Annotated in this window: 17 protein-coding genes and 1 tRNA gene; 11 read left to right on the top strand and 7 right to left on the bottom strand. The window is 61.5% G+C overall.

The features are described 5' to 3' along the window. Window positions 1-90: 90 nt before the first annotated feature. From LB558_RS26430 to LB558_RS26440, 3 genes are all read right to left on the bottom strand, one after another. Window positions 91-498, bottom strand: a complete 408-nt coding sequence (locus LB558_RS26430; protein ID WP_032909322.1) for a DUF930 domain-containing protein — start codon at window positions 496-498, stop codon at window positions 91-93. Window positions 499-554: 56 nt separating this feature from the next. Then, window positions 555-1,253: a DUF2161 domain-containing phosphodiesterase gene (locus LB558_RS26435; protein WP_224700244.1), complete on the bottom strand. Its 699-nt coding sequence runs from the start codon at window positions 1,251-1,253 to the stop codon at window positions 555-557. A 103-nt stretch (window positions 1,254-1,356) separates the two neighbouring features. After that, on the bottom strand, window positions 1,357-2,151 hold the full coding sequence (locus tag LB558_RS26440; RefSeq protein WP_224700245.1) for a sterol desaturase family protein: 795 nt from the start codon (window positions 2,149-2,151) through the stop codon (window positions 1,357-1,359). A 510-nt stretch (window positions 2,152-2,661) separates the two neighbouring features. Here LB558_RS26440 and LB558_RS26445 point away from each other — a divergent pair. The 3 genes from LB558_RS26445 (at window position 2,662) to LB558_RS26455 (ending at window position 3,923) form a co-directional block, all read left to right on the top strand. Beyond that, entirely contained in the window at window positions 2,662-2,901 is a 240-nt protein-coding gene (locus LB558_RS26445; protein WP_224700246.1) for a hypothetical protein, read from the top strand. A gap of 503 nt (window positions 2,902-3,404) precedes the next feature. Continuing rightward, window positions 3,405-3,746 (top strand): ArsR/SmtB family transcription factor, encoded by a 342-nt coding sequence (locus tag LB558_RS26450; RefSeq protein WP_224700247.1) that lies wholly within the window; start codon window positions 3,405-3,407, stop codon window positions 3,744-3,746. A gap of 12 nt (window positions 3,747-3,758) precedes the next feature. Beyond that, window positions 3,759-3,923 carry a hypothetical protein gene (locus LB558_RS26455; protein ID WP_224700248.1) on the top strand — a complete coding sequence of 55 codons (165 nt, stop codon included), beginning with the start codon at window positions 3,759-3,761 and terminating at the stop codon, window positions 3,921-3,923. Between the two features lie 214 nt (window positions 3,924-4,137). Here the strand turns inward: LB558_RS26455 and LB558_RS26460 are convergent, their stop codons facing one another. The 3 genes from LB558_RS26460 to LB558_RS26470 form a co-directional block, all read right to left on the bottom strand. Then, on the bottom strand, window positions 4,138-4,545 hold the full coding sequence (locus tag LB558_RS26460) for a hypothetical protein (RefSeq protein ID WP_224700296.1): 408 nt from the start codon (window positions 4,543-4,545) through the stop codon (window positions 4,138-4,140). Between the two features lie 202 nt (window positions 4,546-4,747). After that, window positions 4,748-4,837: transfer RNA gene (locus LB558_RS26465), tRNA-Ser, on the bottom strand. A 481-nt stretch (window positions 4,838-5,318) separates the two neighbouring features. Continuing rightward, the gene (locus tag LB558_RS26470) at window positions 5,319-5,651 is read right to left on the bottom strand and encodes a hypothetical protein (RefSeq protein WP_224700249.1); all 333 of its coding nucleotides are present in this window, start codon (window positions 5,649-5,651) and stop codon (window positions 5,319-5,321) included. A 378-nt stretch (window positions 5,652-6,029) separates the two neighbouring features. On the opposite strand from LB558_RS26470, the gene LB558_RS26475 reads away from it, so the two are divergent. From LB558_RS26475 to LB558_RS26505, 7 genes are all read left to right on the top strand, one after another. Continuing rightward, window positions 6,030-7,262, top strand: a complete 1,233-nt coding sequence (locus LB558_RS26475) for a septal ring lytic transglycosylase RlpA family protein (RefSeq protein WP_224700250.1) — start codon at window positions 6,030-6,032, stop codon at window positions 7,260-7,262. A gap of 103 nt (window positions 7,263-7,365) precedes the next feature. Continuing rightward, a complete protein-coding gene (locus tag LB558_RS26480) occupies window positions 7,366-8,532 on the top strand; it encodes a D-alanyl-D-alanine carboxypeptidase family protein (RefSeq protein WP_224700251.1) in 1,167 nt (388 codons plus the stop codon). A gap of 140 nt (window positions 8,533-8,672) precedes the next feature. Continuing rightward, on the top strand, window positions 8,673-9,347 hold the full coding sequence (gene tmk / locus LB558_RS26485; protein WP_224700252.1) for a dTMP kinase: 675 nt from the start codon (window positions 8,673-8,675) through the stop codon (window positions 9,345-9,347). Further along, window positions 9,344-10,399 (top strand): DNA polymerase III subunit delta', encoded by a 1,056-nt coding sequence (locus LB558_RS26490; RefSeq protein WP_224700253.1) that lies wholly within the window; start codon window positions 9,344-9,346, stop codon window positions 10,397-10,399. Before tmk ends, LB558_RS26490 begins: the two co-directional genes overlap by 4 nt. A gap of 140 nt (window positions 10,400-10,539) precedes the next feature. After that, window positions 10,540-12,090: a methionine--tRNA ligase gene (gene metG, locus LB558_RS26495; RefSeq protein ID WP_224700254.1), complete on the top strand. Its 1,551-nt coding sequence runs from the start codon at window positions 10,540-10,542 to the stop codon at window positions 12,088-12,090. Then, the gene (locus tag LB558_RS26500) at window positions 12,090-12,884 is read left to right on the top strand and encodes a TatD family hydrolase (RefSeq protein ID WP_224700255.1); all 795 of its coding nucleotides are present in this window, start codon (window positions 12,090-12,092) and stop codon (window positions 12,882-12,884) included. The genes metG and LB558_RS26500 overlap by 1 nt, the downstream gene beginning before the upstream one ends. 3 nt (window positions 12,885-12,887) lie before the next feature. Then, window positions 12,888-13,706: an MBL fold metallo-hydrolase gene (locus LB558_RS26505; protein ID WP_224700256.1), complete on the top strand. Its 819-nt coding sequence runs from the start codon at window positions 12,888-12,890 to the stop codon at window positions 13,704-13,706. A gap of 94 nt (window positions 13,707-13,800) precedes the next feature. On the opposite strand, the gene LB558_RS26510 is transcribed toward LB558_RS26505, so the two are convergent. Next, window positions 13,801-14,736: a LysR family transcriptional regulator gene (locus LB558_RS26510; protein WP_224700257.1), complete on the bottom strand. Its 936-nt coding sequence runs from the start codon at window positions 14,734-14,736 to the stop codon at window positions 13,801-13,803. A 131-nt stretch (window positions 14,737-14,867) separates the two neighbouring features. Here LB558_RS26510 and LB558_RS26515 point away from each other — a divergent pair, with 131 nt between their 5' ends. Then, window positions 14,868-15,584 carry an SDR family NAD(P)-dependent oxidoreductase gene (locus LB558_RS26515; RefSeq protein WP_224700258.1) on the top strand — a complete coding sequence of 239 codons (717 nt, stop codon included), beginning with the start codon at window positions 14,868-14,870 and terminating at the stop codon, window positions 15,582-15,584. The last annotated feature ends 16 nt before the right edge of the window (window positions 15,585-15,600 follow it).

Here is a 15,600-nt window from a genome sequence, read left to right on the forward strand (position 1 = left end):
TGGCGCCGGCATCCAAGCATCGCTACGTCAAGCCGGCTCCAAGGCTCGCGGCAATCGCCGACAGCCAGGCAAAACCATGTCGATCACAAATCAATCGTAGAGATTATATTTTGCCCAGTCGGCTTCCGGAATCTCGTCGCCGATCCGGTAGCGGAGCTGCAAGACTTCCATATGGTCCGGTGCGGTCTGGCATTTGAACTTCAGCCTGTACCACTGCCCCTTGCTGCGAAACGCAGCACCCGGGCTCTTGATTGCATCGGCCCCCATCTCGGGCGTCGCAAAGGCGTAGGCTACGACGCGATCGGCTTTGAACTTGCGATCGTCATGGGTGATGCGGTCGAGCACTTCGGCGTCGCAACGCTGTTCAAGACGGGTTTGGGGATCGAGTTTCATCAGGCCGGCGCGCAATGCGTTGTCCATCGCGCTGGCTGGAAAACTCAGTGTCACTGACGCCAGGGCGGTCATGCAGAGCTTCTTCATGGGCGGGACAAGCAACATATTTTGTCGGAGAAATCAACCGAGCGGACCGCCTCGGGCGCCGCGGGAATCTTCAATCATATGGCCGGTGCGTTCAAAATTGCGTGTCGGGATTCGTCGTGCGATGCCTGCGGCCAACGGACCAAAGAGGCACGGCCGGCATCCGTAAGATCGTACAGGCCGCGGTCGACGCGCGCGAACCAGCCATAGACATTGTGCTGCAGTATCTTGGGCGCGATCGGCGTCACCGCCTTCAGATCTCGCGGCCGCCTCGGGCCATCCACCATGGCGGCAGCGCAGGCGAGGGCGCTTTGGCGATAGGCCGTCATGATCGGATTGCGCGATCCTCCTCCGGCAACGGGATCGCCACGACGGCGCTGGTGCTCGTCGACCAGGCGAGAGCGCCGGCGGGCATTCTTGCGCGGCGCCGGCGCGATCGGGCTGAGAAGCACCTCGACCCGGTCCGTCCCGGTCACACCGAGCAGACCGAAACCAAGCCGGCGGCAGAGATTGCGGAACCTGGCATCGCTTTCGCGTCCCTTGCCGCGGGCCGACATGCGCGCGGCAAGCCACACCTCGTCGCAGGCGGCTGCGCGATCGACGCCCTGCAGCACCAGTTCGAGATTGAACTGCAGTTTCAGCTCGCAGATGACGACAACCGGCGGCTCCCCCTCGCGCAGCGCGACGATGTCGCAGCCGCCGATCTCGCCTTTGACGACGAAGTCGAGGCTTTCGAGGAACCGCTTCACCGGCGCATAGAGTGAGGTCTCGTTCATGCCTCGACGGTTTAGCCGATTCGAGGCGAAAAGCCTTCCGGTGGTTCGCCGTTCCAAGGCTCGAAAGGGCACCGGTGTGGATACCGCCCCGTCGAACCAGCCGTCAGGCTTCGGTGTTCGGCGCTGCCCGGTCCGGCAGCTTCCTGCGGCGGAGCGGATAGCCGAACTGACCGAAATAGGTGGAAGGGATCGGGTCGTCGACGCCGTACTTCTCCGGCACCTTGTCACCGGTGACATTATAGGTGCCGAACAGCATGTCGAGGAAAGGCAACTGGCCGGCGAAGTTCTTGTCATAGGCTTCGCGCTGGTTGGCATGGTGCCAGCGATGGAACTGCGGGCCGGCGATCAGCCACTTCAAAGGGCCGAACCGAATCCGCACGTTTGAATGAACAAGCAGTGTGTGCCCAAGGTAGATGATAAAAAAGATGGCCATCGAGGCTTCGGAGAAGCCAAGGAAAAAGATCGGCGTCAGGGATATTGCCTTTGTGACAATGGCGTCGACCGGGTGATTGTGGAAAGCCCCGAGCCAGTCGAGTTCCTCAATGCCATGGTGAACGGCATGGAACTTCCAAAGCGCGGGGATTTTGTGGAAGGCCCGATGTGTCCAGTAGACGCCGATATCGGTGATCACGATAATTTCGGCAACCTGCAGCCAGACGGGCTGGCCGCTGACGGCCTGCGTTATCGCTTGCGGGACCAGGAGTGCAGCGGCACCGAGCGCGCCTGCCGCCATCATGACGATGGCCAGCTTTATGATGAGGCCGTTGAACAGCAGATAGATCAGATCGACAGCGAAACCCTTGCGGAAGACCTTCTGCGGCCGCTCGGCAAACAGATGTTCGAACGGAATGAAGATCAGCGCGCAGATCAACAGTGCCTTGATGCCGAAGATATCCATCGATTCGCCTCTGCTGCTGGCTCGCCGCCTGCTCCGTCGAGAAGAAACACATCTCTCTTTCCAAAGGTTAAAGGCTCTGCCTTTTGCGTGAGGGCGCCGACGCGCGGAACGTGCGAGCAATGTCGCCGAACGCGACGGCTCGGAGTGGGGGCGTACCCCTGAAACTCCGATTTTTGCAGACCAGGGGAACCTGGCTCTGAAAATGAAGTTCGGTTGGTAGCTTGGCTTACACCCCCAGGCCAAGTGGTCTCGAGGCAGGGCCCGTCATTGCTGATCAGTGACGGGCCTACACGTTTGCGCCGCTACACCACCCTCTGCCAATGACGCTACGCGAAAGGCTCGGCCGGGTCCGACTAAAGCCCGATCCCGAGGCGCAAAGGTCCGACCCCTGAAACAACACAGCCTTTTCGACATTTGGAACGTGGCCGTCGATCATCGTCCCTTCATCGCCGGTTTTGATTACCCGCCACGGCTCGCTTGGCGTGGCGGGTAATCATTCACGGAGAGCGCATGCAGCTTGGTGAGATCATTGCGAACGCATTTGCAGCGGGGCTGGTCATCGTCCTGGTAGCAGTTACTTTCCTGATTTTCGGGGCGCCGCTCTGGCCTGAACGAAACGTCCGGATGGTAATCATCCCGTCCGTCCATCGGATGACCACCACCGCCATCAACAAGGCGGGGCCCGACCTTCCAACCAAATTTGATTTGACCGTTGTGCGGCCGAGACCGCTTACCAGTGAAGGGGCATGAGGGCTGCCCGATTGACACGCAGCCGACTCCAAGGCAGAGGCTGACAGACCGAAAGATTTGGCAAAGGGGGAAGATCGATGAAGAAGACCTATGAGAAGCCCGTTTTCACGAAGCGTGAGCGACTGTCGTCGGTGACGGCGTCGCCCATCTCATCAACTGTCAGTGACTAGTCCTTGGCAGCAGCGCGCACCGCGCTGCTGCCAAGGAACTAGGCTATATTTCTGGTATCGCTGGGCTGTACTTGGCGACACCACAACTCTGCCCGCTGCCGAAAGGTGGCGGGCATTTTGTTTATCCCGGAACCGAAAATGATGGAGCAAGTTGGAATGCCATCAGCGTCCCTTCCGTGGAGGCGCTGTGGCCATGGACGTACAGACTTGGTCGGCCCGCTCTCTGCTTTCTCAGTGGGCGGGCCATTATCATGGGCTTGACTGTTTGCCTCCCGATCTGAGAGGTACTGCAACCGGCTACACGAAAGAGTTGATCACCGCTAAGGGACAGGGATGGTCTCGACAAATTTGCTGATCCGTGCCGACGAGGCAGCTGATTTTCTCACGGTGGTAGGCAGTCCGCATCGGCTGTTGATCCTGCTCCAATTGCGCACCGGGGCGGAGGTCTCGGTTAATGCGCTCGCCGAACATCTGCAAATTCCGCAGCCCTTGCTCTCAATGCATCTTCGCACGTTGCGGAGGCTACGTTTGGTTCAGACTCGGCGTGACAGCCAGCGGGTTTACTACTCCTGCAACTCAAGCAGGGTGTGGGCACTGTTTTCGTTCTTAGAAGAGTTCTATGGTGAGGGGGATAGTGAGGCCGAAATGCGTTCGGCTCCTGCCGCAGCGTCGTAATCGGCAACCAAGGTGGCGCCCGATCTCGGCAAGCAGTCTACCGTTGCACTTCGCAAGGCCGATCTGCGGACGCTGAAGAGGCTTATTAAGGAGGAGCGCGCACGGCGAAGCGCTGTCGGCCTCGAACAGGCGATCAATGACCGCAATGAGGCTTCTGACGCCGAACGCTACGCCTGAACGCCGTGTGCGCCTATCGTTGCACCACCATGGAGGAACACCGCCCTAAGGCCGAGTTCTTGAAAGAGTTCGCACGGCAGATACGGCGACCCCCAGACTGAGGACATTGACGCGCTGCTCTGATCGGTCCTGCCGGAAGAAGCATTGGAAGACGCGGTGCTTCGGAAGGCGGCGTTTGGCCCGCTACCTCACGGTTGCGGGCTTCTCTGCGAATCTAGAGTGCAGCGGGCGATAACCCAGACACCGAACGCACACTACCAGCTGAGAAAACCACGAAGGCAAATATCAGGACGGCCGCAGCTACGATCAATGAGCCGCCAGCGACGATCGGTTCAAACGCCGGGTTGCCTTGCAGCATCAGATAGAGCGCTGGCAGCATCACCACCAATCCGACTGTATACAGGCCATAATGGATCATCGCGATTTTCCGGGCCGCCTTTGCCGGGTTGAGGGCGTAGTAGCCGCCGAAAATTGCACTTGTAACCCATCCGAGAAGATTGATATGTGCATGCGCCGGAAAGGCACCATGATCGCCCGAGATTGCCATCTGCAATCCGGCGCCTATCCCCAGGATAAGCCACACGATAGCGGTCTTAAAAAAGAGATCCGAAACCTTAGGCATGAAACTTCCTCCCCAGAATGCCGATTTCAATGCCGCGATATTAGGGGTTCCTAAAAAGGCTGCAATAAGAATCAGCGACCATCCAAAATGACTCTGCCTCACGGTGGCAGGCTTCATCGTTCATGGACGTCAGGCACTGAGTTGGGCGCCAAATAAAGAAAACCCGAAAAACGATCTCATTACAGCAAGATAGCAAAGATTATGGCGGAGGAAGTGGGATTCGAACCCACGGTGAGCTTGCACCCACGCCGGTTTTCAAGACCGGTGCCTTAAACCGCTCGGCCATTCCTCCATCGTGATTTTTCAACCACTTGGTAGCGCGGGGCCAACTCGTTTGGCCTGTTGGCACCGGATCGGCGCCGAAGGCGCTCCCGGCTGATTCACGCCCCGTTCCTGTAAAGCGGCATTGAGGGCTGCGTCAACCACCGCTGTGTCGCTTCCTGGTGTCCTGGCAGGCTCTGAGCTTGTCGGAATCGGGCACCGGGACTCTCGCGATCCCAATGGGGCATCAAGAAGGAGGCCGCCGACTGGCGATGTACAGGTTTGCGCAAACGAGAAGCCTGACGCGCTGCAGTGCTTCCGCGCAGGAGCCCAAGCAAGTGCGCGGACCTACTATCGACCAGAACCATCGTTGGAACTGGGGGCAAGGCGGGGGAATACCCACCCCCCGCTTCTTGGGATAGCTGCGGTATTTCCTCAAAATCCAGTTTTCCAAGGGACCATTGCGCCTGAGGAAGGCCGAAGCTGCAAATCGGCTCCGGCCTGCGTTTTCCTCAGTCTTTGCAGTTTTCGTCCGCCTTTGCCGCCGCGGCCTTATCACCATGCTGCTGCGCCTCAATGTCCTGCTGCGAGGTTGCAAGATTCTTGTCGCCGCCGCCTTCAGCGCCCGCCAATGGCATTGTGGCGCCATCCTTGGCGGCTGGCTTGCCCGCGCTGTCGGAGGCTTTCGGGGTCTCTAAAGGCGCGTGAGTTCCATCTTTCGAAATACCGGCGGTCTGTTCGGCATCCGTCCCTGCGTTGGAAGCCGACTTGTCCGGGCATGCGGCGATCGCAGCCCCGGCAGTAAGCGACATTGCGATCGCGATTATCGAAGCCATTTTCATCATGCTCGTCCTTCTGTTGGAGTGCCCTGCGGATGAAACTAGCGGCGCATTTCTTTGTTCCGAACGGTCGGTCCGCGGCCCGGCAAAACCGTCAACCGGCAGGCATTGGCATGGCAGGAGCGAAGCCAGGCTCTCTGTGGCAGAGGGCATCACATCTCTCGCATAGAAGCACGAAAACCGTTACTTTTCAGAGGGCTCTCACGGTGGAGACGCCACAATCTTGCCCGGTTGCGGCCACAATCGGTTAATACCGTGATAAGCAATTCCTGCGCACAAAGGATCGGGGTTCAAAGGGTCGTTGGTATGTGTCGGGTGAGTGTTTCGACTTCTCCGACAGTTGGATACGGCGTCTTAGGTCAAGACGAAGGGGATATCGGGAAAATGCAGGCTGTTGCGCAACCGCGCCTTCGTCGCGCTGCTACGGTCGCGTTGTTTGCCATGTCGGCCGCCTTGCTGGCTGCCTGTGCGTCGCAGCCTGAGCCGAAAGCGATGGTCCACAAGAAGACCCGCTCCAAGGAATATTTCGCCGAATCCGAATATGGCGTGAAGGCAAGCCCGCGTGTGATCTCCCGGAATGGGCGCATCCAGCGTGGCGGCGGCAGGGATCAGCTTGGCAAACCCTATCAGGTCCGCGGCAAGTGGTATTACCCGAAGGAAGACAAGCGCTACGCCAAGGTCGGCCTGGCCTCCTGGTATGGCGATGCCTTCCATGGCCGGCTTACCGCCAATGGCGAAGTCTACGACATGACCCATCTGACGGCGGCGCACCCGACCATGCCGCTGCCAAGCTATGCCCGCGTCACCAATCTCAAGACCGGCAGTTCGGTCATCGTTCGCGTCAACGATCGCGGCCCATATCACGAAGGCCGCATCATCGATGTGTCGGAGCGCGCTGCCCAGATGCTTGACTATGCCAACACCGGCACCGCTCAGGTGAAGGTTGAATATGTCGGCCGCGCGCCGCTCGACGGCGATGACGACCAGTATCTAATGGCTTCCTACCATCCCGGCAACAGGGCGCCAGACCCGTCGGATGGACTGCCGACCGGCGTCATGGTCGCCATGAACGGGCCGTCGCCAAGCCTGCCTGCGGGCGCCGCCGCCGTGCCGTTTCCGGGCCAGATGACCGATTCCGGCGTTGTCCAGCCGGTCATGTCGACACAGTCCTCGGCCTATGGCGATCTGGCGCTTCCGGATTTCGGCCCGATCGTGCCGGAGCGCCCGCAGATCAATCTGCCGCCGCAATCACCGTTTGCCGTGGCCTCGCTGTCCTATGCCGACGAGCGGGTCGAACGCGCCTCAAATGCCTTCGCCGCGATGGGTGGCGACGGCATGTCGCCGGCGGACGTGCTCCAATCGTGGAAGCGGCAGCCGCCACCGGCCGGTCCGTCCACCGATTATGTCGCTGCCGGTTCGTTCGAAGATGCGGCGGAGGCCAAGCGTATTGCCGCTCAGCTTGCCGCATACGGCAAGATCGAGATCCAGCGCTCGGAACTCGATGGCGAGGATTGGTATTCGGTCAATCTCTATCCCGATGGCCACCGCAATCTGGATGATTTGCTGCAAGCAGCGTGGTCGCATGGCGCGCCCGATGCGCTGGTTGTGCGCAACTGAGCGCAAGCTTGGTCGGATTTCCGCAGCGCGGTTGATCCGCCGTGCAAAAAGCCCGATACTTTTTGCGGGCTTGCCGGCGGTGCTGGCCAATGGGTCGAACATCATGCAATTTCGCTTGCTCCCGCCTCTCGCCGGACTTCTGGTTTTTGGCTTGCTGCTGTTTTTCCAGGCTCCGGCCGGAGCGCAGCTGTTCGAGACCAAGGCCGCACAGGCCTTCATGATCGACGCCGAGACCGGGACGGTGCTGTTTTCCAAGGATGCCGACAAGCCGATACCGCCGGCCTCGATGGCCAAGCTGATGACCATGGAAGTGGTTTTCAACGCCATCAAGTCCGGCCGCCTGAAGCTCGACGATACGTTCGTGGTCAGCGAAAACGCCTGGCGCAAGGGTGGCGCCCCTTCGGGAACATCGACGATGTTCGCCAAGCTCAAGTCGTCGATCCGGCTCGAGGACCTGATTCAGGGCGTGACCGTGCAGGCGGCCAATGACGGCTGCATCGTCATCGCCGAAGGCATGTCGGGATCCGAGGACAATTTTGCCGCGCAGATGACCGAGCGTGCCCGCCAGATCGGCCTCAAGACGTCGACTTTCGTCAATTCGACCGGCCTGCCGGCGGATGGCCAGCAGACGACCGTGCGCGAGCTGGCGCAGCTTGCCCTGCACCTGTGGCGCGATTATCCGGATTTCTATCGCTATTACAGCGAGAAGGATTTCACCTGGAACAAGATCTCGCAGAGGAACCGCAATCCGCTGCTGGCGATGGACATCGGCGCAGACGGCCTGGCGGTCGGTGCGAGCGAGGCAGCCGGTTTCGGCATCGTCGGTACGGTCAGTCACAACGGCACACGGGTGATCGCAGCGATGAGCGGGCTGGCCTCGGACAAGGAGCGTGCCGAGGAGGCGCGAAAGCTGCTCGACTGGGGCGTCCGCTCCTTCGAGAAGACCGAGATTTTCGCCAAGGACGAGGTGGTTGGCGAGGCCGAGGTTTTTGGTGGTGCGAAATCCGGCGTGACGCTGAAGGCCAAGGGCCCGATCGACATCTTCCTGCCGATCACCAACCGCGACAAGCTGACCGCCAGGATCGTCTACAACGGCCCGGTTGCAGCACCCGTAGAGGAGGGGCAGCCAGTGGGCGCGCTGCGCGTCTGGATCGGCGACACGCTGAGCCAGGAGACACCGCTTTTCGCCGCCGAATCGATCGGCGTCGGCACACTGCCGCAGCGCGCTCTCGATGCAGTCAAGGAACTTGCGATCGGCTGGCTGCGCTAACGCATGTCGCTCAAAACCAGCGATGGTTTTGGGGAACGACATGCATAAGGGCAAAAAATTGACGGCATGGACGTTTGGCCGAACGCGGACTATCTAGAGCGCTACAATCCCATTCAGCCATGGACAAGAAGGCCTTTCGGTTGGCACGCGGTTTTTTCATCACCTTCGAAGGCGGCGAGGGAGCAGGCAAGTCGACGCAGATCGAGCGGTTGGCCAGGAAGATGCGCGCCAAGAAATACGATGTGCTGCTTACGCGCGAACCCGGCGGCTCGCCGGGCGCCGAAGCGGTCAGGCACGTATTGCTTTCAGGCGCCGCCGAACCGTTCGGGCCGAAGATGGAAGCGCTGCTTTTCGCCGCCGCGCGGTCCGATCATGTCGAGCAGTTGATCCGGCCGGCGGTCGAGCGTGGCTCCGTCGTGCTTTGCGACCGCTTCCTCGATTCCTCACGCGTTTATCAGGGCGTCACCGGCGGCATTGATCCGGCGTTCATGGATGCGCTGGAACAGGTCGCCATCAACGGCATGATGCCGGACATGACGCTGATCTTCGACATCGACCCAGCGGAAGGCCTGAGGCGCGCAACGCTGCGGCGCGGCACCGAGGCAGACGCCGACCGTTTTGAAAAGGAGACGCTGGCGATCCACCAGGCTCGCCGTGAAGCGTTCCTGGCGATCGCGGCGGCCGAGCCGGAACGCTGTATCGTGGTCGACGCTGCCGCCGATCCCGATGCGGTCGAAAATGTCGTTACTGCGGCCGTGTTCGCGGCGCTGGAGGCAAGAACGCCGGCGCGCGACAGGCAGGCGACACCGGCATGATTTTTGAGCGCATCGCGCCCGAGCAGCACGACACGCTGGACGGCGTGCCGGAGCCATCCGAAACGCGACGCCTGGTCGGGCACAGCCAAGCCGCTGATATGCTCACCGCTGCCTATCGCGCGGGAAAGCTGCCGCATGCGCTGATCTTCTCCGGGCCGGTCGGCATCGGCAAAGCGACGCTCGCCTTCCATCTTGCGCATCACCTCCTGAAGCACCCGGATTTCGCGCAGGCGCCGGAAGGCCTTGCCACTCCCGATCCGGCCTCGTCGCTGTTTCGCCAGATCGCCACCGGGGCGCATCCCGGCGTGCTGCATCTGACCCGACCGCCGAACGATAAGACCAAGAGCTTCAAGACCGTCGTCACCGTTGATGAAATCCGCAAGGTCAACCGCTTCCTGTCGCTGACCTCGCATGACGGCAGCTACCGGGTCGTCATCGTCGACCCGGCCGATGACATGAACGCCAATGCCGCCAATGCCTTGCTGAAAAACCTTGAAGAGCCGCCGGCACGGACCCTGTTCATCCTGATCGTCCATGCGCCGGGCAGCCTGCTGCCGACGATCCGGTCGCGCTGCCAGGTGGTGCGATTGACCCCGCTCGACGCCGACGAACTGATGGCGGTGCTGGAAACGACCGAGCCACCGCCGCCCGACGATCCGGCTGCGCGCGCGGCACTGGTCGAGCGGGCAGGGGGCAGTGCCCGCAGCGCCATCCTGCTGACGCAGTATGGCGGGCTGGAGATCGCCTCGACGCTCGACGCCCTGGTCGCGGGAAGAAAGAGCGATGTCGGCGGCGCGTTCCGCCTCGCCGAAGCCGTGGCCGGCCGCGACCAGGCGATCCAGTTCGATATCTTCAACCGCCGGGCGCTGGACCTGTTGTCGGACGCGGCAAGCCAGGCAGCACTGGCGGGCGATCTCGAACGGGCCAAAACGCTGTCGGACACTTGGCATGAGGCGCTGGACGCTATATCTGAGACCGATACCTACAATCTCGACAAGAAGCAGCACGCCTTGACCATGATCAACCGCCTGAATTCTGCAATGCGAATGTGACGGCCTTTCGGTGCATGCCGTTGCCCCCAAAACCGGGGCCGCTTTTGGGCGGCATGCATTGGCCTCGGGATGGCAATCGCCGGCCCGATGCGATATCCACCGCCACGCCATTCCATTCAGACATTCATGACGGTTCATTCATGTCACGCGACAAATTCTACATCACCACCCCGATCTTTTATCCGAACGGCAAGCCGCATATCGGCCACGCCTATACGGTCATTGCCACCGACGCGCTGGCTCGCTTCCAGCGCCTGGACGGCAAGGACGTGTTCTTCCTGACCGGCACCGACGAACATGGCCTCAAGATGCAGCAGACAGCCGAGAAGGAAGGCATAACGCCTCTGGCGCTGGCCGACCGCAATTCGGCGATTTTCCGCGCCATGACCGAGGCGATGGGCGGCTCGAACGACGAATACATCCGCACGACCGAGCCGCGCCACTATGAATCCTGCCAGGCAATCTGGAAGGCGATGGCCGCCAATGGCGACATCTATCTCGACCGCTATAGCGGCTGGTACTCGGTGCGCCAGGAAGCCTATTTCGACGAGAGCGAGACGACGCTCGGCGACGACGGCGTGCGTCGCGAGCCGCTTGGCTCGCCCGTCGAATGGAACGAGGAAGAAAGCTATTTCTTTCGGCTTTCCGCCTATCAGGACAAATTGCTGGCGCTCTATGTAAGCCAGCCCGACTTCGTCGGCCCGACCGAGCGCCGCAACGAGGTGATGAGCTTCGTCAAGTCCGGGCTGAAGGATCTGTCGATTTCGCGCACGACCTTCAAATGGGGCGTGCCGGTCCCAGGCGACGACAAGCATGTGATGTATGTCTGGGTCGACGCCCTGACCAATTACATCACCGCCGCCGGCTATCCCGACACAAAGGCCGAGCAATGGCGCTATTGGCCGGCTACGCACATCATCGGCAAGGACATTGTCCGCTTCCATGCGGTCTATTGGCCGGCATTTCTGATGTCGGCAGGCATCGAGCTGCCAAAGCGCGTTTTCGCGCATGGCTTCCTGTTCAACCGCGGCGAGAAGATGTCGAAATCGGTTGGCAACGTCGTGGATCCATTCGCGATGGTCGAGCACTACGGTCTCGACCAGGTGCGCTACTTCTTCCTGCGCGAGGTGCCCTTCGGCAACGACGGCAGCTACAGCCATGACGCGATCGTCAACCGCACCAATGCCGACCTTGCCAATGGTCTCGGCAACCTGGCGCAGCGCTCGCTGTCGATGATCGCCAAGAACTGCGGCGGCGTGGTGCCACAGCGCGGCGAACTGACGGATGCCGACAGCGCGATCCTGGACCAGGCCGTCGCCGCTCTCGACAACGCGCGCAAGGCGATGGCCGAGCAGGGTATCCATCTGGCGCTGGCGGCGATCTTCGGCGTGGTGGCGGAAGCCGATCGCTACTTTGCCGGCGAGGCACCATGGGCGTTGAAGAAGACCAACCCGGCGCGCATGGAAACGGTGCTGTGGACGACCGCCGAAGTGGTGCGCCGCGTGGCGGTGCTGTGTCAGCCCTTCACTCCGGGATCAGCCGCGAAACTGCTCGACCTGTTGGGGGTGCCGGCGGAGAGCCGCGATTTCGCGCATGTCCACGCGGACCATGCGCTGGTGCCGGGCACTGCGTTGCCGGTGCCGGAAGGGGTATTTCCGCGTTACGTCGAACAGCCGGACGCGAAAATCTGATGCTCGTCGACAGCCACTGCCATCTGGATTTTCCAGATTTCGCCGAGGAGCGGGCGGCCATCGTCGCCCGCGCTTTAGCCGCCGGAATCGGCCGTATGGTGACGATCTCGACACGCGTGAAGCGGTTTCCACAAGTGCTTGAGATCGCTGAAACTTTCGACGAAGTTTATTGCTCTGTCGGCACCCATCCGCACAATGCGGCGGAAGAGCTGGATATCCCGGCCGAGGAGCTTGTACGGCTATCCGCGCACCCGAAGGTGGTGGCGATCGGCGAGGCCGGTCTGGACTATTTTTACGACAAGGCGCCACGCGATTCACAGGCGCAGGGGTTTCGCAATCACATCGCCGCCGCACGCGAAACCGGGCTGCCGCTTGTCATCCATTCGCGGGACGCCGACGACGACATGGCAGCAATCCTCGAGGACGAAACAGGGAAGGGCGCCTTCCCTTTCATCCTGCATTGCTTTTCTTCCGGACGCCGGCTTGCCGAGGTGGGCGTCGCTCTCGGTGGCTACGTGTCCTTTTCGGGCATCCTGACCTTCAAGAATTCAGCTGAGTTGCGCGCCATTGCCGCCGATGTGCCGCATGACCGCCTGCTGGTCGAAACCGACGCGCCCTATCTGGCGCCCATCCCGTTTCGCGGCAAGCGCAACGAGCCGGCCTATGTCGCGCACACGGCCAAGGTGCTGGCCGAAACAATCGGCGTCAGCGAAGCTGAAATCGCCGATCTGACCACAGATAATTTCTTCCGGCTGTTCGGCAAGGTGCGGCGGCCCGTAGAGCAAAGTCCCTGAACGATGACTGACCGCCTGCGCCTCACCATTCTCGGCTGCGGCTCGTCGCCAGGTACGCCGCGCATCACTGGCGACTGGGGCAATTGCGATCCGGAGAACCCGAAGAACCGGCGCATGCGCACCGCCGCGCTCGTCGAGCGGATCGCGGCGAATGGCGGCCGCACGACTGTCGTGATCGACACAGGACCGGATTTTCGGCAGCAGATGCTGCTGGCCTCGGTCAGGCGTCTCGATACGGTCGTCTACACGCACCCGCATGCCGACCATATCCACGGCATCGACGATCTGCGTGGTTTCGTCCTCGATCAGCGCCAGCTGATCGATGTCCATGCCGACAGCGCAACAATGCTTCGGCTGCGGGAAGCGTTCGGATACTGCTTCGAGACGCCGCAAGGCAGTTCCTATCCGCCGATCGTCAGGCCGCATCTCATCGACCACGCCAGGCCGGTGGTCATCGAAGGAGAGGGGGGTACCCTCACCCTCGAGCCGCTGCCGCAGATCCATGGCGACATCATCTCGCTCGGTTTCCGCATCGGCGGGCTCGCTTATTGCCCCGACATCAGCGACTTTCCGGAACCCACCGCCGAACGGCTTCGCGACCTCGACGTGCTGATCATCGACGCGCTGCAATACCGGACGCACCCAAGTCATTTGTCACTTGGCGAGGCGCTTGAATGGATCGAGCGGCTGGCGCCAAGACACGCCGTGCTGACGCATATGCATGTGCCGCTGGACTACGCCGCCGTGATGGCCGAGACACCAGCCAATGTCGAACCCGCCTATGACGGCATGGTTATAGAAATCCCTTACGAATCAGCGTGAAGGAAACAGTTCTTCATGGTGAGCTCCCAGGACTCGTATGCCCCCTTGTACCCCCAAGGCCACTGCCGATGCCGGTATGCATGACGACGTAACCTCACCGTCGCGGATACGCTGCCCGGCACACGGCCATTACAGTATCGCGAAGCCAGCGATGGGCAGGGTCCGCGTCCATTCGCGGATGCCACATCGCCGATATCTTGAACTCAGGCGTGGGGACCGGGACTTCGAAGGTCGCAAGACCCGACGTGACAGGGAGATCGTTCGTCAAGCTGTTGCCCAGGCATGAGTGCGGCACCAGCGCGACCAGATCCGATTGGCGCGCGATCCGCATCGCATCCGGATATCCAGGCACGACAACCCTTATCGCCCGTTTAAGCCCCAGCTTCTCCAGGGCGGCATCGATGGGCTCGATTCTCTCCCCGTCCTTGGAAGCCATGACATGGTCGCAGGCGGCATATCTTTCCGCTGTCACCGCCGCGCGCTCCAAAAGAGGATGTCCAATGCGGGCCACGCCGACAAGCTTGTCATGGAACAGGAGCTGGGTGCGTATCTCCGGCGCGGACGTTCCAAGCACGCCGATCTCAAGATCAATGAGCCCCTCCCTTAGCGGCCGCGCGTCCTTGTCAGGTTTGGGGACAAAGCGGAGGCAGATCCGTGGCGCCGCCCGAGTGACCGCGGCCACGACGGGGCCAGACAGAAATTCCAGAAATGCCTCGCTCACCCGGACGGTAAATGTCAGTTCGAGCGAAGCGACGTCCAGGTGCGTGATCTGCGGCCGGAGCACTGCTTGCACGTCCCGCGCAAGCTCATGGACGCGCTCGCGCAGTTCGGCAGCGCGCGGTGTCGGCACCAGGCCTCGCCCGGCGCGAACGAGCAGCGGGTCGCCTGTTGCTGCCCGAAGTCGCGTGAGCGTCCGGCTCATGGCCGATGCGCTCAAGCCGAGGCGACGGGCTGCCCCTGTCACGCTGCCCTCGGCGAGCAGCACATCCAGCGCGACGAGAAGGTTCAGGTCCACATCAACATCGGTCATGACTTGAGCCCTATCCCAGCCGCTTCGCCAGACATAGCGTTTGATGCAACCATACTTTGACTTTGATGCGTCTGGCGCCTGCACGCGGTTGCTTATATCGGCTGTCAAACCTCATCGAAAGAGAGCAGTTCATGCCCAAACCCATTCTGAGCGACACAGCTCGCACAATCCTTCTCATTGGCGCATCGCGGGGCCTCGGCCATGCCATGGCGGCCGAGTTCCTGAAAAAGGGTTGGAATGTCGTCGGCACCGTCCGCGGCGGCGCAACCCGGACCTTGCTGCACGATCTGGCAGACGAGCATGCCGGCCGGGTCGAGATAGAGACCCTGGACATCTGCGAGCCCGACCAGATTGCGGGCCTGCGCCAGCGCCTGACCGCCAGGATGTTCGACATGCTGTTCGTTAACGCCGGAACGACGAACAACGAGGCGGATACGGTCGGACAGGTGACGACGGACGAATTCATCCGGGTCATGGTCACGAACGCGCTGAGCCCCCTGCGGGTGATCGAGAGCCTTGATGACCTCGTCGAGGTGTCCGGGTTGATTGGCGTGATGTCGTCTGGACAGGGCAGCGTCAGTAACAACACGACCGGCATGCGCGAGGTCTACCGCGGCAGCAAGGCCGCCTTGAACCAGTACCTGCGCTGCTACGCGGCCCGGCACGCGGGCGAGGCCCGTTCGATGGTCCTGATGGCGCCGGGCTGGGTTCGCACGGAGTTGGGCGGCCCGGGCGCACGGCTCACCATCCAAGAGAGCATTCCCAGCCTTGTGAACGTGCTCCTCGCAAAACGGGGAAAACCGGGCCTGGAATATCTTGACTATCTCGGCCGCACCGTTCCCTGGTGAAATTGCGGGCGATGAT

The sequence above is a fragment of the Mesorhizobium sp. CO1-1-8 genome, assembly GCF_020164875.1.
Lineage (GTDB): Bacteria > Pseudomonadota > Alphaproteobacteria > Rhizobiales > Rhizobiaceae > Mesorhizobium.